We start from the raw sequence: 18,310 nt of genomic DNA, 5'->3' as shown, positions 1-18,310 counted from the left end.
TATTTAACCCTTCAAGCAAGCGGTTATCCTGCTCGTAAGGTATCAAAGCCCGTATCAATGGTTGATATTGTTTTATTATTTGTTGTTCTGTCGAGGCTGACATGATCTCAGCACATAGTATTAGTTAGCGCTTCACTAATATATAGGATATGTAAAGATGGTCAAGAATTAATCTCAGTGATTGGACTTCTCAGGAAATATGGTCTACGGGGTGCAAATTTGAGGATAAAAGGTAGTAAATGCGGGCAGAAAAAAAGCCGCTGATGCGGCTTTTTACGATTAGTTTACGGCGCTGTCTACCCTTTCCCGTAATTCTTTACCGGGTTTAAAGTGAGGGACGTATTTACCGTCCAGCTTCACAGTATCACCTGTCTTGGGATTACGCCCGACACGTGGTGCACGGTAATGCAGAGAAAAGCTACCAAAACCCCGGATTTCAATACGCTCGCCCTTTTGAAGGGTTTGCGCCATCTGTTCCAGGATTTCCTTTATCGCCAGCTCAAGATCTTTTGCCGGGATATGTCGCGCCTGATCCGCGAGCCGTTCAATTAGTTCCGACTTGGTCATTTAAAACCTCTCTCGTAAAAACGTTATTTTACAGCTACTACGGAGCGGGTGTGGGTTTAGCACACCCGTATTTGCATTATTCGCCTTTAGCAGCTTTAAATGCTTCTGCCATCGCGTTAGCGAAGCCAGCGTCTTCCTGCTGGTTAACTTTGTCGATAGCTTCTTTTTCGTCAGCCTGATCTTTCGCTTTAACAGACAGGTTAACAGTGCGATTCTTACGGTCTACGCCCATAAATTTCGCTTCGATGCTTTCGCCAACGTTAACAACTTCAGAAGCGTCTTCTACGCGGTCACGTGACAAGTCAGCAACGCGGATGTAGCCTTCAACTTCTTCAGCCAGGTTAACAGTAACGCCTTTTGCGTCAACAGCAGTAACTGTACCGTTAACGATAGCACCTTTCTTGTTATCTGTCAGATACTTGTTGAAAGGATCTTCTTCGATTTGCTTAACGCCAAGAGAGATACGCTCACGCTCTGGGTCGACTTGCAGAACAACGGCAGAGATTTCGTCACCTTTTTTGTAGTCACGAACTGCGTCTTCGCCAGTTTTGTTCCAGCTGATGTCAGACAGGTGAACCAGACCGTCGATGCCACCGTCAAGGCCGATGAAGATACCGAAGTCAGTGATTGACTTGATCTTACCAGATACTTTGTCGCCTTTTTCGTGTGACTTCGCGAACTCTTCCCAAGGATTAGCAATGCACTGCTTCAGACCCAGAGAAATACGACGACGTTCTTCGTCGATTTCCAGAACCATAACTTCAACAGTGTCACCTAAGCTAACAACTTTAGATGGGTGGATGTTCTTGTTAGTCCAGTCCATTTCAGAAACGTGTACCAGACCTTCAACGCCGTCTTCGATTTCAACGAAGCAACCGTAGTCTGTCAGGTTAGTTACCTGACCAGAGATCTTAGTACCTTCAGGGTAACGCTGGGAAATGTCATGCCATGGATCGTTGCCCATTTGCTTCATGCCCAGAGAAACACGCTGCTTGTCTTTGTCGAACTTCAGAACTTTAACGTTGATTTCGTCACCAACATTAACGATTTCGCTTGGGTGCTTAACGCGCTTCCAGGCCATATCAGTGATGTGCAGAAGACCGTCTACGCCACCCAGATCAACGAACGCACCGTAATCAGTCAGGTTCTTAACGATACCCTTGATTTCGTGACCTTCTTCCAGGTTAGCCAGCAGAGTTTCACGTTCTGCACTGCTTTCTGCTTCGATAACCGCACGACGTGAAACAACAACGTTGTTACGCTTAGCATCCAGCTTGATTACTTTAAACTCAAGCTCTTTGCCTTCCAGGTGAGTAGTGTCGCGTACTGGACGTACGTCAACCAGAGAACCTGGCAGGAACGCGCGTACACTGTTAACTTCAACAGTGAAACCGCCTTTAACTTTACCGTTGATAACGCCTTTGATAGTGACTTTATCTTCGTAAGCTTTTTCCAGCTCAACCCATGCTTCGTGGCGCTTAGCTTTTTCACGTGACAGGATAGTTTCACCGAAACCATCTTCAACAGCGTCAAGTGCTACGTCTACAGAGTCGCCAACAGCGATTTCTAATTCGCCTTCAGCATTTTTGAATTGATCAGCTGGGATAGCACTTTCTGATTTCAAGCCTGCATCAACAAGAACGATGTCTTTGTCGATAGAAACAACGGTACCTTTTACAATTGAACCAGGGCGTGTTTCCAGTTCTTGTAAGCTTTCTTCAAAAAGTTGTGCAAAATTTTCAGTCATAAGTTCAGTAAATTTTAAAAGTTGACATCCACATTACAGTCCGGCTAACGTGGGGTTGCTAACAAAAGTCGTCACGTCCTGTGTCGACATATCAAAATAATGGAACGAAAAAAAGAGGCTGCGCTTAAATCAGCGAACCTTCGATCTCACAACTTCCATCGCTTTTTCAAACACCTGCGTAATATCCAGGTGAGTAGAATCTATTACTACCGCATCTTCAGCCGGTACCAGAGGGGCAACTGCCCGCTGCGTATCACGTTCATCACGTGCTTTGATATCGGTTAAAAGGCGCGCAATATTAACATCCATGCCCTTCTCTTTCAACTGGGCATATCGCCGTTCAGCTCTGGCTTCAGCGCTGGCTGTTAAAAACAGTTTTACAACCGCATCAGGAAACACCACCGTGCCCATGTCACGGCCGTCAGCAACCAGGCCGGGCGCCTGCTGAAAGGCACGCTGGCGACGCAATAATGCTTCACGGACCCTGGGTAACGCGGCTACCTGTGATGCTACAGCGCCTACCTGTTCAGTGCGGATGTCATCAGTCACATCTTCGCCTTCCAGAATAATGCGGTTCGCTTCGCCGTTTGTTTCAAAGCTGACATCCAGACCGGTTGCCAGCGGCACAACAGAAGCTTCATCATCCACGGGTAAATCGTGGTGTAATGCTGCAACAGCCAGAACGCGGTATATTGCGCCACTATCCAGAAAATGCCATTGAAGTTCTTTTGCAAGTAAACTGCTCAGGGTTCCTTTACCAGCTCCACTTGGTCCGTCAACCGTGACGACGGGGATCAGTTGCATACCTGCTCCACTTGTTAAAAGGTTATTAAATCGCGCGCAATTATACGCACCTTGGCATGATAAGCAATGCTGCCTGTAAGAACAGGCAGCATTGTTTTAACTTAGAAAGCTGTCATTTTCCTGACAGTTAGCGACAAATTAGTGACAAATTGTCGCGAATCGGGTGAAGTAGTCTGGGAAGGTTTTGGCTGTACAGCGCGGATCGTTAATAGTGACCGGCGTATCGCTAAGTGCTACAAGAGAGAAGCACATTGCCACACGGTGATCATTATACGTATCGATTTCAGCATGCTTCAGTGATTTCAAAGGTTGCACGGTAATGTAATCGTGTCCTTCGTCCACTTCGGCGCCCAATTTACGTAACTCAGTAGCCATGGCATGCAGGCGATCCGTTTCTTTAACCCGCCAGTTGTAGATATTACGGATAGACGTCGGCCCTTCAGCAAACAGCGCTGTGGTAGCAATAGTCATGGCTGCATCAGGAATATGATTCATATCCATATCCACACCTTTTAACGGTGCACCGGTGACAGTCACTGACTCATCCGCCCATTCAACTTTCGCTCCCATCGCTTCAAGTACATCAGCAAAACGTACGTCACCCTGGATACTTTTACGACCAATGCCGGTAACTTTCACCGTACCGCCTTTAATTGCAGCAGCAGCCAGGAAGTAAGAGGCCGATGATGCATCACCCTCAACCATGAAACGACCCGGAGAAGTGTAAGTTTGATTTCCCTTAACCTCGAAGCAGGTGTAGTCATTGTTAGTGACGACAATACCGAATTTGGCCATGGTATCCAGCGTAATATCGATATAGGGTTTAGAAACCAGCTCACCCTTAATTTTTATCAGCGTATCAGAAACGAATAACGGCGCAGCCATTAATATTGCGGTCAGGAACTGACTGGATACGCTTCCATCCACGCTAACTTCTTTTGCCGACAACGGTTTACCGGCAATTTTAAGCGGCGGATAACCGGTATTTTTAAGATATGTGACATCAGCACCGGCTTCCAGCAAGGCATTAACCAGATCGCCGATTGGACGCTCTTCCATACGTGGTTCGCCGGTCAGTGTAACCAGCACATCACTGGCAGCAAGGACAGCACACAACGGGCGCATTGCCGTTCCTGCATTGCCAAGAAATAATTCGGTTTCACCGGCAACGTTGAATTTTCCGCCAATACCGGTAACCGTACATTCAGTCTTATCTTCACTCAGTGTGTAAGTCACACCCAGCTTTTCCAGGGCGACCAGCATGTGGCGGATATCATCACTGTCCAGCAAATTAGTCAGTGTTGTCTCACCTTTTGCCAGCGCTGCAAGTAACAGAGCACGGTTAGATAAACTCTTAGACCCCGGTACGTTGACTTCTCCGTCTACACGGGAAATTGGTTGTAATGTTAACTGCTCCACTGACTCACCCGTTTTGCTTTTCAAATTGCTGCATAAATTCAACCAGTGCCACAACACCTTCAACCGGCATTGCGTTGTAGATACTGGCGCGCATCCCGCCCACAGAGCGGTGCCCTTTCAACGCTTTCAGTCCGGCAGCTTCAGCTTGTTCTAAAAATGCCTGATTCAAGCCGTCATCTGCCAGATGGAAAGGCGCATTCATTTTAGAACGGTTGTCAGGATGCACCGGGTTTGAGTAGAAATCACTGTTATCGATAGCACTGTAAAGTAACGCTGCTTTCTCATCGTTGCGTTTTTGCATGGCACTCAGGCCACCATTGTTCTTCAACCATTTGAACACGAGACCCGCCAGATACCATGAGAAAGTGGGCGGTGTGTTATACATTGAATCGTGATTAGCCATCAATTCAAAATCGAAAATGGACGGGGTTTCTTTACGCGCTTTACCGATAAGGTCGTCGCGAACAATTAATACCGATAAACCGGAAGGACCGATATTTTTTTGTGCGCCGGCATAAATAATACCGTGTGCAGCCACATCCAGTGGTTGCGACAAAATACAAGAAGACATATCAGATACCAGCGGTACCTTACCTGCCTCAGGTAACCAGTCAAAAGCAATACCATCAACGGTTTCATTGGGGCAAAAATGCAGGTAAGCCGCATTCTGGTCAACATCGCCGGCATTGACTCTTGCGACTGATTTCAGTCCGTCAATCTCGATGGTTTCACCAATCACTTTGGCATTGTTGTATTTAGATGCCTCAGCAACGGCCCCTTTCGACCAGGAGCCGGTAACCATGTGCAAAGATGTGTCACCGGTTTGAGAGATGTTCAGCGGCACAGAGGCAAACTGTCCGCGGCCGCCACCATGGGCAAAAAGTACTTTGTAATTGTCCGGTACGGCCAGTAAGTCGCGCAGGTCCTGCTCTGCGGTAGCGGCAACTTCAATAAAATCTTTGCCTCGATGGCTGACTTCCATGACAGAACAGCCTGAATCACGCCAGTTCAGAAATTCCGCCTGTGCCTGCTGCATGACCTCTGCAGGTAACATTGCGGGTCCAGCACTGAAGTTAAATACATTACTCATAGATTATTTCAACACCTGTAAACACAACAAGCGGCAAAAGCCGCTTGTTGAATAAGAGTTAAAACGCGCTGCAGTTAACAGCGCGCCGGCTTATTCTTCTGTCGTTGGCTTATCGCTGTCTGAGACAGCGGCATCATTGTTAGCAGATGCTTCTTCAGCGGTGTTTTCCCCGCCTTCTTCCAGTTCAAGTTCTTCGTCGATCACTTCTTCGATACGTTGAAGACCTACTACTTTCTCATCATCAGCAGTTCTGATCAGACGTACACCCTGGGTGTTACGGCCAACCGTAGACACTTCACCGACACGGGTACGTACCAGTGTGCCCATGTTGCTGATAAGCATGATTTCGTCGGTTTCATCAACCTGTACAGCGCCGACAACTTTACCGTTACGTTCTGACACTTTGATAGACACCACGCCCTGAGTCGCACGACTCTTAGCCGGGTAATCTTCAAGGGGCGTACGTTTACCATAACCGTTTTCAGTTGCAGTAAGGATGGCGCCGTCACCGCGGGGAACAATCAGAGATACCACACGCTGACCTTCCTGCAGTTTAATACCGCGAACACCCGTTGCTGTTCTGCCCATAGGACGCAGAGCCTGCAACTCTTCACCGGTTTCCGGATCACGTTTTACTTCACCTGTTTCTGAGTCGCGCAGTTTTTCGTTAAAACGAACCACTTTACCTTCGTCAGAGAACAGCATGATGTCGTCATCACCGTGGGTGATTGATACGCCAATCAGTTCATCGCCTTCATTAAGGTTAACGGCAATAATACCACTGGAGCGCGGTCTGGAGTACAGACTCAAATCAGTCTTTTTCACCGTACCGTTGGCTGTCGCCATGAGTACAAACTTGCCTTCTTCAAATTCTTTGATAGGCAGAATGGCAGTGATCCGCTCGTCATTTTCCAGCGGCAGAATATTCACAATCGGTTTACCACGGGCGTTCCGGCTGGCAAATGGTAACTGATAAACCTTCAACCAGTACAGACGGCCACGGGTAGAGAAACACAGGATGTGGTCGTGGGTATTCGCAACCAGCAGACGCTCAATGAAATCTTCATCTTTCATCTTCGTCGCTGACTTACCTTTACCACCACGACGCTGTGCTTCATATTCAGTCAGTTTCTGATATTTCACATAGCCTTCACGGGACAGCGTCACAACAACGTCTTCCTGCTCAATCAAATCTTCAATATCAATGTCATGACTTGCAGCCGTGATCTCTGTGCGACGTTCATCACCAAACTCATCACGAACTTTTTCGAGCTCTTCGCGAATCACTTCCATCAGACGCTCAGGGCTACGCAGAATGTGCAGCAATTCAGCGATGATAGCGAGTAACTCTTTGTACTCATCAAGGATCTTTTCGTGCTCAAGACCAGTCAGTTTGTGAAGACGCAGATCAAGGATGGCCTGTGCCTGTTGTTCTGTCAGGTAGTACTTGCCGTCACGGATACCAAATTCCGGCGTCAGCCAGTCCGGACGGGCCGCATCATCACCGGCACGCTCAAGCATGTCGGCAACATCACCCAGTTTCCAGCCCTGCGCAACCAAAGCTTTCTTTGCTTCAGACGGACTCGGCGAAGCTTTGATAAGCTCAATGATAGGATCGATATTGGTCAGTGCGATGGCAAGACCTTCGAGGATATGGGCACGATCCCGCGCTTTACGCAGTTCGTATACCGTACGGCGGGTAACCACTTCACGACGGTGAAGGATAAACGCCTCAAGCATTTCTTTAAGGTTGAATACTTTAGGCTGACCGTTATCCAGTGCCACCATATTAATACCGAATACTGTTTGTAGCTGGGTATTGGCATACAGGTGGTTAAGCAGTACTTCCGCCGACTCGTTGCGTTTTACTTCAACAACAATGCGCATACCGTCTTTGTCAGACTCATCACGCAGGGCAGAAATACCTTCGATACGTTTTTCTTTTACCAGTTCAGCGATCTTTTCAATCAGGCGGGCTTTGTTTACCTGATAAGGGATCTCATTAACAATGATGGTTTCTTTACCATTACTGTCGGTTTCGATTTCTGCTTTGGCACGCAGATAGATTTTGCCACGACCGGTACGGTAAGCATCATCAATACCCTTACGACCACTGATCATCGCCGCAGTAGGGAAATCCGGACCCGGAATATGCTGCATCAGCTCTTCAATGGTAACGGCAGGATTCTCTATCATTGCGATACAGCCGTTGACCACTTCAGTGAGGTTGTGGGGCGGAATGTTTGTTGCCATACCAACGGCAATACCGGAGGAGCCGTTTACCAGCAGGTTTGGTACCTTAGTAGGTAAAACCTCAGGAATTTGCTCTGTACCGTCATAGTTAGGTACGAAATCTACGGTTTCTTTATCAAGATCCGCCAGTAACTCATGGGCAATTTTAGCCATACGTACTTCGGTATAACGCATGGCCGCGGCAGAGTCGCCGTCCACAGAACCGAAGTTCCCCTGCCCGTCTACCAGCATGTAGCGTAAAGAGAATGGCTGCGCCATACGTACGATGGTGTCGTACACCGCACTGTCACCATGAGGGTGATATTTACCGATAACATCACCCACCACACGGGCGGATTTCTTATACGGTTTATTGAAGTCGTTTTTGAGTTCGTTCATCGCGAAGAGTACGCGGCGGTGAACCGGCTTGAGGCCGTCCCTTACGTCAGGCAATGCTCGCCCGACAATAACGCTCATCGCATAATCAAGGTAGGAGTTTTTAAGCTCTTCCTCGATATTTATGGGGAGAATTTCTTTAGCGTTATCAGTCATAAACTGCTATGTCCCTTGATTCAAGTTCAAGCGTATCCAATGTCACGCACTTTTAAATGCAGCTAAGAACAGCGCTTTCTTATTATGGGTTTTACAAGTAATCATTGAGTGTATCACCGGATGACAGATTTATGTAGCGCTTAATACCCGCAAATGGGGCTGTTATTACCAACCGATTACTTTTCACGCAATTAATCCACTTTAATACACAAATCGTCCCTTTTACTGCTTTGATCATGTATCGTATTTATCAAAATCAATCTCCTCTATCTGATAATACGAGCACCAGTATGTCGAATGTCGATGAACAAGAAATTGCCAAATTCAGTGAACTGGCCTCCCGTTGGTGGGATACCGAAAGTGAATTCAAACCCCTGCACTTAATCAACCCGTTAAGACTTGATTTTGTGCAGCAGCACTGTGATGGTCTGTTTGAAAAGAAAGTGCTGGATATTGGTTGTGGCGGCGGCATTCTTGCAGAATCCATGGCTAAACTGGGTGCTGATGTTACCGGTATTGATTTGGCGTCTGCTTCTTTAGAGGTTGCTAAACTTCATGGTCTCGAATCCGGTGTAAAAGTCGATTATCAGTGTGTTTCTGCAGAAGACTTTGCAGAACAAAGACCCGGAGAGTTCGATGTGGTGACGTGTATGGAAATGCTCGAGCACGTTCCCGATCCGGCATCGATCATCGCTGCCTGCGCCAGGCTGGTTAAGCCCGGTGGTCATGTATTTCTGTCTACTTTAAACAGAAATGTGAAATCCTGGCTGATGGGCATCGTTGGTGCCGAATATATCCTCAAGCTGGTACCAAAAGGCACGCATCAGCATGCCCGTTTCATTAAGCCTTCAGAATTAATGGCAATGACCGATAAGGTTGATCTGTTTGCCAGAAACACCACAGGTCTGCATATGGATCCGCTAAGCCGCCAGTTCTACTTATCGGACAAAAACATCGATGTGAACTATATCGTCCATACGCAAAAAACCCTACAGTAAACACTATATATAGTATTTAAGAATAAATATTACGCTATATGTCGTATTTGTAACCAACCCGCTTTGAGCGATTAAAACTTTTTAACCGGCGATCAAAAAAAGTAAAAAATGGTTGCATCTGTCTGATTTGGCTTAATCATGCCGCTCATAGGTGAGTTACCACTAACCTTTTTCAGGCACCGTTTTGATCGCTGGATAAACCACCAGATATTGGGTTGCAAAACCACGCAAACCTCACTATCTTGTGTCTTGTCCGACGGGTGTTTTAGAACAATAAAGTAGTACAAAAACACGGGATCCCGCCAGGCAGTAAGGGATCTCTGCTGGATCAAGCTTTCAAGGCTTAGCAAATTCAATTTTATAAAGATGAAAAGGGTGCCAACCCTTGCTTCATGCGCTAACAAACTAACGGCCAGTACAAATGAACAACAACTTGTATGTCACTAAACGCAATGGCGAAAAAGAAGTCATTGAGTTAGATAAGATCCATAAAGTGATCACGTGGGCAGCAGAAGGGTTAAATAACGTTTCTGTTTCTCAGGTAGAAATCAAAGCTCAGATCCAATTTTACGATGGTATCAAGACCGGCGAAATCCACGAGACATTGATCAAGTCTGCAGCCGATCTTATTTCAACAGATGCGCCTGATTATCAGTATCTTGCAGCCCGTCTGGCTATCTTCCACCTGCGTAAAAAAGCATATGGTCAGTTTGAGCCGCCTAAATTGTTTGATCATGTTAAAAAGATGGTTGAACAGGGTAAGTATGACGAGCACCTGTTGTCTGACTACACCCAGGCTGAATTTGAGGCGATGGATGATTTCATCGATCACTGGCGTGATATGACCTTCAGTTATGCTGCTGTTAAGCAGCTTGAAGGTAAGTATCTGGTACAAAACCGTGTTACCGGCGACATCTATGAAAGTGCCCAGTTCCTGTATGTTCTGGTAGCCGCCTGTCTGTTCGCTGACTACCCGAAAGAAGCCCGTCTTGATTATGTCCGCCGTTTTTACGATGCAACATCGACATTCAAGATTTCTCTGCCTACACCGATTATGTCCGGTGTGCGCACCCCTACCCGTCAGTTCAGCTCATGCGTACTGATTGAAACCGGTGATAGTCTGGATTCTATCAACGCCACCGCCAGCGCCATCGTAAAATACGTGAGTCAGCGCGCCGGTATTGGTGTAAACGCTGGTCGCATTCGTGCACTGGGTAGTCCAATCCGTGGTGGTGAAGCTTTCCACACAGGTTGTATTCCTTTCTACAAGTACTTCCAGACTGCGGTGAAAAGCTGCTCTCAGGGCGGTGTTCGTGGTGGTGCAGCGACGTTGTTCTACCCGCTGTGGCACATGGAAGTTGAATCACTGCTGGTATTGAAAAATAACCGTGGTGTTGAAGAAAACCGCGTACGTCATCTCGACTACGGCGTGCAATTCAACAAGCTGATGTATCAGCGTATGATGAAAGACGGCTACATCACACTGTTCAGCCCGTCTGATGTACCCGGTCTGTACGATGCTTTCTTTGCTGATCAGAACAAGTTCGAAGAGCTGTATGTGAAATATGAACAGGATGACTCCATTCGTAAGAAGCAAATTAAAGCCATGGAACTGTTCAGTTTGTTTATGCAGGAGCGTGCTTCAACCGGCCGTATCTACCTGCAAAACGTTGACCACTGTAATACTCACAGCCCGTTTGACCCGGCTATTGCCCCTGTCCGTCAGAGCAACCTGTGTCTTGAAATCGCGCTGCCGACCAAGCCGTTGGAGCACGTAAACGACGAAAACGGCGAAATCGCACTGTGTACGCTGTCAGCATTTAACTTAGGCGCGATTAAATCTCTGGATGAATTCGAAGAATTATCCGACCTTGCTGTGCGTGCACTGGACAGCCTGCTCGACTATCAGGATTACCCTGTTCCGGCGGCATACCATGCCACTATGAATCGTCGTACGCTGGGTATAGGTGTTATCAACTTCGCTTATTATCTTGCGAAGAACGGCGTGAAGTACTCTGACTTCAGCGCAAACCCGCTTATTCACCGTACGTTTGAAGCGATGCAGTATCATTTATTGAAAGCGTCTGTGAATCTGGCAAAAGAGAAAGGTGCGTGTCCTAAATTTAATGAGACCACCTACTCTAAAGGTATTCTGCCTATCGATACCTACAAAAAAGATTTGGACGCCATTTGTAATGAACCCTTACACATGGACTGGGAAGGCCTGCGCGCTGAAATGATGGAGCACGGACTACGTAATTCTACGCTGTCTGCGCTGATGCCGTCTGAAACGTCTTCGCAGATTTCAAATGCAACCAATGGTATCGAGCCGCCCCGTGGTCATATCAGCATTAAATCCAGTAAAGATGGTGTACTGAAGCAAGTTGTTCCTGAATATGAAAATCTGAAAGATGCCTATGAACTGCTGTGGGATATTCCGTCCAATGACGGTTACCTGCAACTGGTTGGTATTATGCAGAAATTCATTGACCAGACTATTTCTGCTAACACCAGTTACGATCCGGGCAAATATGAAAGCGGTAAGGTACCGATGAAGTTGCTGCTCAAAGATCTGCTGACCTCTTACAAGCTGGGTGTGAAAACACTGTATTATCATAACACCCGTGACGGCAACACCGACACCAGCTCAATGGAAGTCAAACAAGGCCAGGCGAAACCTCAAGCACAGGCGCAAACTGCTGTGATTGAAGAAGACGACGACTGTGCCGGCGGTGCATGTAAAATTTAACGATAAACCAGGGCTTGCCCTGGTTTCTTCCGTTTTTAACTGATAAATCTGTTCTGAGTACTATCGCAGTTATGAAATACACAACGTTTAATCAACAAAGCGTCAATCCTCTCGTCGAGCCAATGTTTTTCGGTAACCCTGTTAACGTAGCCCGTTACGATCAGCAGAAGCACAGCATTTTCGAAAAACTCATTGAAAAACAAATCAGTTTCTTCTGGCGACCGGAAGAAGTTGACGTTACGCGTGACCGTGTAGACTTCCAGAAACTCACAGAGCCTGAGCAGCATATTTTTATTTCTAACCTGAAATATCAAACCTTGCTGGATTCCGTTCAGGGCCGCAGTCCGAATATTGCATTCCTGCCCATCGTGTCATTACCGGAGCTGGAAACCTGGATTGAAACCTGGTCTTTCTTTGAGACGATTCACTCCCGTTCTTACACTCATATTCTTCGTAACCTGTTTTCCGATCCGAGTGCAATTTTTGAAGACATCGTGGTTAACGAGCAAATCAAGCGCCGTGCTGCTGATATTTCTAAATACTACGATGATCTGATTTTCCACACACAGTTGTGGCAGACACAAGGTGAAGGCGTTCATACCGTCGACGGCGAAGTGTACGAAGTGAACATGCGTGTTCTGAAGAAGAAAATGTACTTGTGCATGAATTCAGTCAATGCCCTGGAAGCGGTCCGCTTCTATGTGTCCTTTGCCTGCACATTTGCCTTTGCTGAGCGTGAGCTGATGGAAGGTAATGCGAAAATTATCCGTCTGATTGCCCGTGATGAAAACCTGCACCTGTCCTCTACTCAGCACGTGCTGAACTTGTGGGCCAGAGGCAAGGACGATCCTGAGATGGCAGAAATCGCTGCAGAGTGCCATGAAGAGGCACGCCAGATCTTCATCAGCGCTGTTGAGCAGGAGAAGGAATGGGCTGATTACCTGTTCAAGAACGGCTCAATGATCGGTATGAATAAGGAAATTCTGTGTCAGTACGTGGAATACATCGCGAATCAGCGTATGACCGCTATTGGCTTTGACGCACCATACGAAGTGAAAAGTAATCCACTGCCGTGGATGAACAACTACCTGAACTCAGATAATGTACAGGTTGCGCCTCAGGAATCAGAGATCAGTTCCTATCTGGTTGGTCAGATTGACTCTTCAGTCAGCGAAGATGACTTCGCCGATTTTGAATTGTAATTCCTACCTTCCCCGTTAATGGGAAAGCCTGAATCCACACTTCGTATCGATATTGTCGATACGGGGTGTGTTGATGCCGTACCGGATAAAACACTGCTGGAATCTTTAGAATCCGCAGGTGTCGCTTGTCATTATCATTGCCGCGACGGATTCTGCGGAGCCTGCCGGACTAAATTGATAGAAGGGTCGGTGGAATATACCACAGACCCCCTCGCCTTTATTGACGACGATGAAATACTGCCCTGTTGCTGTAAGCCGGTAACAAACATCAAAATAGATGTTCCGCTTTAACTTACCTGACTTAACGCATTATCAGGAATGAATCTTTAGCAATCCTTATCTTCCAGATCCATTTTATCTTTCATTTTTTCACAGCCGTCTTCAATAGCATTACCGGCATCGTCGGCCCACTCTTCAGCTTTATCTTTGGCACCGTCTGTCCAGTCTTCCGCCTTATCTGCTGCATCTTCAGCAAATTCCTCTGTCTTATCTGCCACATCAGATGCTGCATTTTTTGCATCATCAAATGCACTGCTGGCGGCACTTTTTGCTTTAGTCATTGAGTCTTCAGCCTGTTCCTGTTTTTCTTCGCTACATGCGCCAAGCACGCAGGTAAACAGACCAATGCATAGTAATGATGAGAGTTGTTTTGTCATTTTCATATGTCTTTCCTTTTACGCAGTTGAGTGTGTACTGATGTTAATCCTGTGGGCAATCAATACCTGCAGGACTGGTTAAAAATAACACAATATTACAAGGTAACAACAGCCACCTGACTTTTATGGCTACTGAACCGTATGCTGTCAGTGCTTATCGGCACGGCTCTGAAACTTACGTTCTTCGGTGTTGATTTTGATCCACTCGCCGGTACTGATGTACTCCGGCACCTGAACAACCAGACCGGTAGACAGAGTAGCGGGTTTGGTACGGGACGTCGCAGAGGCTCCCTTAATGGAAGGGTCCGTTTCTACCACTTCCAGTTCAACACTCATGGGTAAATCAAGCGCTACCGGCACTTCGCTTACAACCAGAACCTGAATACCGTCAGTTTCTTCGTTAATGAACAAAGCTTCATCAGCAATACTGTCTTTATTCAGATGGTAAGGTGTGTAATCTTCTTTATCCATGAATACATATTCATCGCCGTCGATGTAAGAGAACATTGCTGGACGGCGCACTAAATCAGCCATTTCCAGCATGTCAGAATCCTTAAATGTTTCATCATATTTTGCACCGCTTACCACATCGTACATACGCATACGATAAATGCTGCCGCCTGCACGGCCCTGTGGTACAGAACGGTCAATATCTCTGACAATACATGTCTTACCGTCAAAAATGATGGTGTTATTCTTTTTAATTTCACTTGCCTTAGGCATGGCGGTTCCCTGTATTAGTAAATCAGACCAACGGGCCCGATCAGGAGTGGAAAGCCTCTATTTTCCGCGATTTCTCGTCGGTAAGAAAGCGTTTTAAATGTATGTTTTGCTGATTGAAACGGCGACGTCAGATTAAGGAAACGCTGTTTGGTTATAAGCACAGAATTTGTGCCACTTCACTTACCAACGCGGAGTAACTTTTCGTCTTTAATAATACCAAGCTGATACAGCGCCAGGGCAATGTCTTCAAGTTCCGCATCCTGCTCAGGAGTCCGGTCAGCAGTCTCTCTGAGAAGTTGATAATGCGCTTGCATGGATTTAGTTCTTTTGGACACTTGCCGGCACTCAAAACACTCGCGGCAATGTGAGTCCACATAAAACTTTAAATGTTCAAACCAGTATTGTTGTTCTCTTGCGAAGAAGATGAAAAGCCTGCTGCAGACCGTACAGGTTTCCTCTATATCTACGTAGATGCGACGCGGGCACATCCGGAAATTTTGTAACGACGTGTCCGCCTTAATCGCTGTTTGGGGAAAAAACTGAAGTGACGAATATCTCCAGTGAGCATTGGTAATCTCTTCAAGTGAGTGTTCTTCATCTGAAGCTAACGGGACATTTCCATATTTTGGATGATTAACATATTCCATTACCGATCCTTTGACTTTCTGTAGCAAAAACACACAAAGTTATTTCTCTATGCGAAGCGCATGTATAGAAACCTGTTTGTTAAACCTGCCGGTCAGCGCTATTTTCTTATTACCAGTATAATGCCACCAATGATTGCAGCACTGGCAATAATGACTCTGACGTTAAGGCTTTCAGATAGACATACCCAGCCCATCAAGATGGCAATTACCGGTACACTGAGTTGTAAAGTGGCGGCATTAGTCGCCGCTATTTTAGGGAGTACGGCGTACCACAAGGCATAACCCAAACCCGATGCGATGGCACCGGACAATACGCCATAGATAATACCGTAGCGGATAGTTGTTTCTGAAAGTGAAAGTGGCTCATCAACAAAGATAAACAGCGCGACAATAAACGGCGTCGTACGGACAAAGTTTCCTGCCGTCATTAAAAGTGGCGATGCTACGCCTTTGCCTAACAGTGAATACACTCCCCAACTGATACCGGCAGTAATCATCAGCAATGCAGCGGGCAGCGGCGGGGCTGTAACGCCGGGCAGTACCAGATAAATTAAACCTGCAAAAGCTACTACAAAGCCGGCTGTCTGAATAAAACTGAACCGTTCCCCTCTTAAAAAGCCGATGCTGATCATTGAAATTTGTACAGCACCAAACAGCAAAAGAGCGCCGGTGCCCGTAGTTACGCTTTGATAGGCAAAAGAGAAACCTGCTGCATAGCAGAATAGTGCGACAGATCCTGCCCAGCTTCCCTGTTTTGCAGGATTATGCCCTTTCATTTGGATAAGCAAACTCAGCACCACAGCACCGCTGAGTAACCTTACGAGTGTGAAAGAAGCCGGCCCGATATCAGTCTCTACCAGCGCCATCCGGCACAAAAGGGAATTAGCAGCAAAAGCCACCATGGCTAAGCAGGCGTACAACAACGTAGATACAGGCATGAATCGCTCCTTTTATTTTGTTCACCTTCCCACGACAAAGGAGCAATTACAATGGTACTTGAGATCCGGTTACTCCGGTCCGGTAAACACCGGACACAAAAAAAGCACCCGCAGGTGCTTTTCAAAAAGAGACGACTTTAGAGCTTTAGGCCCAAACGGTCAGCCACTTCAATGTATGTTTCTACTACAGAACCTAAGCCCTGACGGAAACGGTCTTTATCCATTTTCTTACGGGTTTCTTTGTCCCACAGGCGACAACCGTCAGGACTGAATTCATCACCCAGAATAATATTGCCATCACTGTCCAGGCCAAATTCCAGTTTATAATCCACCAGAATCATACCGCCTTTATCGAACAGATCTTTGAGTACATCGTTAACGGCAAAAGTCAGACGTTTCATCTCTGCAATTTGCGCTTCAGTTGCCCAGCCAAATGCAGTGATGTGATAGTCATTAACCATAGGATCATGCAGCGCATCATTTTTGAGGAAGAATTCAAAAATGGGAGAATCGTTTAGCATCAAACCTTCTTCAACGCCCAGACGACGAACCAGTGAACCTGCAGCAACGTTGCGAACGACGCACTCTACCGGAATCATATCCAACTTTTTCACCAGAGAATCGGTGTCTGACAGCAACGCCTCAACTTGTGTGGCAATGCCGGCTTCTTCCAGCTTTGTCATAATGAAATGATTGAACTTGTTATTCACTTCACCTTTACGGTCAAGCTGTTCAATTTTTTCACCGTCAAATGCAGACGTATCATTTCTGAACTCAAGGATGAGTTTTTCGCTGTCATCAGTGAGGTATACAGTTTTGGCTTTACCGCGGTAAAGTTCTTCGCGCTTTTCCATCATCAGTCTCAAAAATTAGATATCCAGATTGTCCTGAGTCATGACACGGGCAAATTGCTCGTACATGTCGGCAACCTGATTAGGTTCAAACGGCTGACTCTCATTATCCATGAAGGTCACACTCGTTCTGTTTTCGCCGGCCGGCACCACTTTCAAACGATAATCACCTTTTTCAAGAAGGGATTCACCGTCAGAGAACAGGCTGCCCCACCAACCGTTATCCTCACCATTATAAGTGACAAATAACAGGCCTGTGGTTCTGTCTAAATCTTTTACGTCAAAACCAAGGTTGCGTAACACCAGCAGCATTCTTGGCCATACAATATCGTGTCTGGCGTCAACCACGTAGGCTGCATCACCGTTAGCGTCAAAACCCATTTCCAAATTAAGACCACTGCGGATTTCAGCAATACGTTTACTCTCGTCGAGTCTGATTTGGTATTCGTAATGAGTCAGTACTTCGTTCAGGATGCCGATTTCTTCTCTGCGTTCTTTCATCGCATCAATGGAATCCATGGTGATGGTTTCACCATCTGCACCATTAAATTTGAAATCCTGCAATTTAGCGCGTAACGCAGCAGTCCGGCCGTGAGGCTTTAGTTCCATGGTGAAAACAAAGCGACGTGAAACCTCTGACGTTTCATTCTCAGTCCAGTCGTACCAGGCTGACTCTTCGGTCGTCTTTTCAACGGCCCAGTCAGTAACAAGTCGGCCATTTTCTTTATCGAAGCTGTCTACACCGATGTGATTTTGCTCAAGAAAGCTCAGCACCGTGTCCCAGATAGCGGTATTCAGCGGCTTGCTGTCATCTACCTGATCGAACCAGACCGTTGCTTCCTGTTTGCCTTCTTCAACATGTGAACCCGCCACAAGGGGCAGGACAAGCGCCGGAGACTGAATCGTCAGTTTGCGGCCGGTAAGACGGGTGTCTGCATTCTGACTTAATTCCGGAAGATCATAATCAGATGTAAATTCAGGCGAATCTAAACCTTCAGGCACTTTCACAGAGGCCCGCTGGGAAACTTCAAGGTAGTCATAACTGCCCGATGCAGTCTCATAATCCTGTTGGCTTGAACAACCTGTCAGGGCTATTACAGATAAGCCACTGAGCAAAGCCAGAGTGTTTTTCATC

Annotated in this window: 16 protein-coding genes; 4 read left to right on the top strand and 12 right to left on the bottom strand. The window is 46.6% G+C overall.

The genetic code is table 11. The features are described 5' to 3' along the window. Window positions 1-279: 279 nt before the first annotated feature. From ihfB to gyrA, 6 genes are all read right to left on the bottom strand, one after another. Window positions 280-567, bottom strand: coding sequence for an integration host factor subunit beta (ihfB, locus tag ACXAH4_RS10310; protein WP_119501429.1), 288 nt, complete (start codon window positions 565-567; stop codon window positions 280-282). 76 nt (window positions 568-643) lie between these two features. Then, complete coding sequence (rpsA, locus tag ACXAH4_RS10305) at window positions 644-2,314, bottom strand: 30S ribosomal protein S1 (protein ID WP_119501430.1); 1,671 nt, start codon at window positions 2,312-2,314, stop codon at window positions 644-646. Window positions 2,315-2,443: 129 nt separating this feature from the next. Beyond that, complete coding sequence (cmk, locus tag ACXAH4_RS10300) at window positions 2,444-3,118, bottom strand: (d)CMP kinase (protein WP_119501431.1); 675 nt, start codon at window positions 3,116-3,118, stop codon at window positions 2,444-2,446. Between the two features lie 138 nt (window positions 3,119-3,256). Then, window positions 3,257-4,537, bottom strand: a complete 1,281-nt coding sequence (gene aroA, locus ACXAH4_RS10295; protein WP_474881762.1) for a 3-phosphoshikimate 1-carboxyvinyltransferase — start codon at window positions 4,535-4,537, stop codon at window positions 3,257-3,259. A gap of 4 nt (window positions 4,538-4,541) precedes the next feature. Then, window positions 4,542-5,627 carry a 3-phosphoserine/phosphohydroxythreonine transaminase gene (serC, locus tag ACXAH4_RS10290; RefSeq protein ID WP_474881760.1) on the bottom strand — a complete coding sequence of 362 codons (1,086 nt, stop codon included), beginning with the start codon at window positions 5,625-5,627 and terminating at the stop codon, window positions 4,542-4,544. 90 nt (window positions 5,628-5,717) lie between these two features. Then, a complete protein-coding gene (gyrA, locus tag ACXAH4_RS10285) occupies window positions 5,718-8,411 on the bottom strand; it encodes a DNA topoisomerase (ATP-hydrolyzing) subunit A (RefSeq protein WP_474881759.1) in 2,694 nt (897 codons plus the stop codon). A gap of 290 nt (window positions 8,412-8,701) precedes the next feature. Here gyrA and ubiG point away from each other — a divergent pair, with 290 nt between their 5' ends. From ubiG to yfaE, 4 genes are all read left to right on the top strand, one after another. Next, on the top strand, window positions 8,702-9,409 hold the full coding sequence (ubiG, locus tag ACXAH4_RS10280) for a bifunctional 2-polyprenyl-6-hydroxyphenol methylase/3-demethylubiquinol 3-O-methyltransferase UbiG (RefSeq protein WP_474851503.1): 708 nt from the start codon (window positions 8,702-8,704) through the stop codon (window positions 9,407-9,409). Window positions 9,410-9,830: 421 nt separating this feature from the next. Then, a complete protein-coding gene (nrdA, locus tag ACXAH4_RS10275) occupies window positions 9,831-12,158 on the top strand; it encodes a class 1a ribonucleoside-diphosphate reductase subunit alpha (RefSeq protein ID WP_474881757.1) in 2,328 nt (775 codons plus the stop codon). Between the two features lie 71 nt (window positions 12,159-12,229). Further along, window positions 12,230-13,360 (top strand): class Ia ribonucleoside-diphosphate reductase subunit beta, encoded by a 1,131-nt coding sequence (nrdB, locus tag ACXAH4_RS10270; protein ID WP_474844248.1) that lies wholly within the window; start codon window positions 12,230-12,232, stop codon window positions 13,358-13,360. An 18-nt stretch (window positions 13,361-13,378) separates the two neighbouring features. Then, complete coding sequence (gene yfaE / locus ACXAH4_RS10265) at window positions 13,379-13,651, top strand: class I ribonucleotide reductase maintenance protein YfaE (protein WP_303574717.1); 273 nt, start codon at window positions 13,379-13,381, stop codon at window positions 13,649-13,651. Between the two features lie 35 nt (window positions 13,652-13,686). Here yfaE and ACXAH4_RS10260 read toward each other — a convergent pair whose 3' ends face one another. The 6 genes from ACXAH4_RS10260 to bamC all read right to left on the bottom strand — a co-directional run bounded on the left by ACXAH4_RS10260 (window position 13,687) and on the right by bamC (window position 18,309). After that, window positions 13,687-14,022 (bottom strand): hypothetical protein, encoded by a 336-nt coding sequence (locus ACXAH4_RS10260; RefSeq protein WP_474881756.1) that lies wholly within the window; start codon window positions 14,020-14,022, stop codon window positions 13,687-13,689. Between the two features lie 141 nt (window positions 14,023-14,163). Further along, window positions 14,164-14,739: an elongation factor P-like protein EfpL gene (gene efpL / locus ACXAH4_RS10255; RefSeq protein ID WP_119501438.1), complete on the bottom strand. Its 576-nt coding sequence runs from the start codon at window positions 14,737-14,739 to the stop codon at window positions 14,164-14,166. Window positions 14,740-14,915: 176 nt separating this feature from the next. Continuing rightward, a complete protein-coding gene (locus ACXAH4_RS10250) occupies window positions 14,916-15,386 on the bottom strand; it encodes a zinc-ribbon domain containing protein (RefSeq protein WP_474844250.1) in 471 nt (156 codons plus the stop codon). A gap of 98 nt (window positions 15,387-15,484) precedes the next feature. Next, complete coding sequence (locus tag ACXAH4_RS10245) at window positions 15,485-16,324, bottom strand: DMT family transporter (RefSeq protein WP_474881754.1); 840 nt, start codon at window positions 16,322-16,324, stop codon at window positions 15,485-15,487. A gap of 137 nt (window positions 16,325-16,461) precedes the next feature. Further along, window positions 16,462-17,178: a phosphoribosylaminoimidazolesuccinocarboxamide synthase gene (purC, locus tag ACXAH4_RS10240; RefSeq protein ID WP_119503399.1), complete on the bottom strand. Its 717-nt coding sequence runs from the start codon at window positions 17,176-17,178 to the stop codon at window positions 16,462-16,464. Window positions 17,179-17,193: 15 nt separating this feature from the next. Further along, on the bottom strand, window positions 17,194-18,309 hold the full coding sequence (gene bamC / locus ACXAH4_RS10235; RefSeq protein WP_474844252.1) for an outer membrane protein assembly factor BamC: 1,116 nt from the start codon (window positions 18,307-18,309) through the stop codon (window positions 17,194-17,196). Between the last annotated feature and the right edge of the window lies 1 nt (window position 18,310).

The sequence above is a fragment of the Alteromonas sp. ABV2_168 genome (genome assembly GCF_056161165.1).
The sequence above is the reverse complement of the archived record's forward strand: the minus strand, read 5'-3'. Positions and strand labels throughout refer to the sequence as shown.

Bases quoted from the DNA above. Each gene is read 5' to 3' on its own strand.
- ihfB (WP_119501429.1), bottom strand. From the start codon at position 567: ATGACCAAGTCGGAACTAATTGAACGGCTCGCGGATCAGGCGCGACAT.
- rpsA (WP_119501430.1), bottom strand. From the start codon at position 2,314: ATGACTGAAAATTTTGCACAACTTTTTGAAGAAAGCTTACAAGAACTG.
- cmk (WP_119501431.1), bottom strand. From the start codon at position 3,118: ATGCAACTGATCCCCGTCGTCACGGTTGACGGACCAAGTGGAGCTGGT.
- serC (WP_474881760.1), bottom strand. From the start codon at position 5,627: ATGAGTAATGTATTTAACTTCAGTGCTGGACCCGCAATGTTACCTGCA.
- gyrA (WP_474881759.1), bottom strand. From the start codon at position 8,411: ATGACTGATAACGCTAAAGAAATTCTCCCCATAAATATCGAGGAAGAG.
- ubiG (WP_474851503.1), top strand. From the start codon at position 8,702: ATGTCGAATGTCGATGAACAAGAAATTGCCAAATTCAGTGAACTGGCC.
- nrdA (WP_474881757.1), top strand. From the start codon at position 9,831: ATGAACAACAACTTGTATGTCACTAAACGCAATGGCGAAAAAGAAGTC.
- nrdB (WP_474844248.1), top strand. From the start codon at position 12,230: ATGAAATACACAACGTTTAATCAACAAAGCGTCAATCCTCTCGTCGAG.
- yfaE (WP_303574717.1), top strand. From the start codon at position 13,379: ATGGGAAAGCCTGAATCCACACTTCGTATCGATATTGTCGATACGGGG.
- ACXAH4_RS10260 (WP_474881756.1), bottom strand. From the start codon at position 14,022: ATGAAAATGACAAAACAACTCTCATCATTACTATGCATTGGTCTGTTT.
- efpL (WP_119501438.1), bottom strand. From the start codon at position 14,739: ATGCCTAAGGCAAGTGAAATTAAAAAGAATAACACCATCATTTTTGAC.
- ACXAH4_RS10250 (WP_474844250.1), bottom strand. From the start codon at position 15,386: ATGGAATATGTTAATCATCCAAAATATGGAAATGTCCCGTTAGCTTCA.
- ACXAH4_RS10245 (WP_474881754.1), bottom strand. From the start codon at position 16,324: ATGCCTGTATCTACGTTGTTGTACGCCTGCTTAGCCATGGTGGCTTTT.
- purC (WP_119503399.1), bottom strand. From the start codon at position 17,178: ATGGAAAAGCGCGAAGAACTTTACCGCGGTAAAGCCAAAACTGTATAC.
- bamC (WP_474844252.1), bottom strand. From the start codon at position 18,309: ATGAAAAACACTCTGGCTTTGCTCAGTGGCTTATCTGTAATAGCCCTG.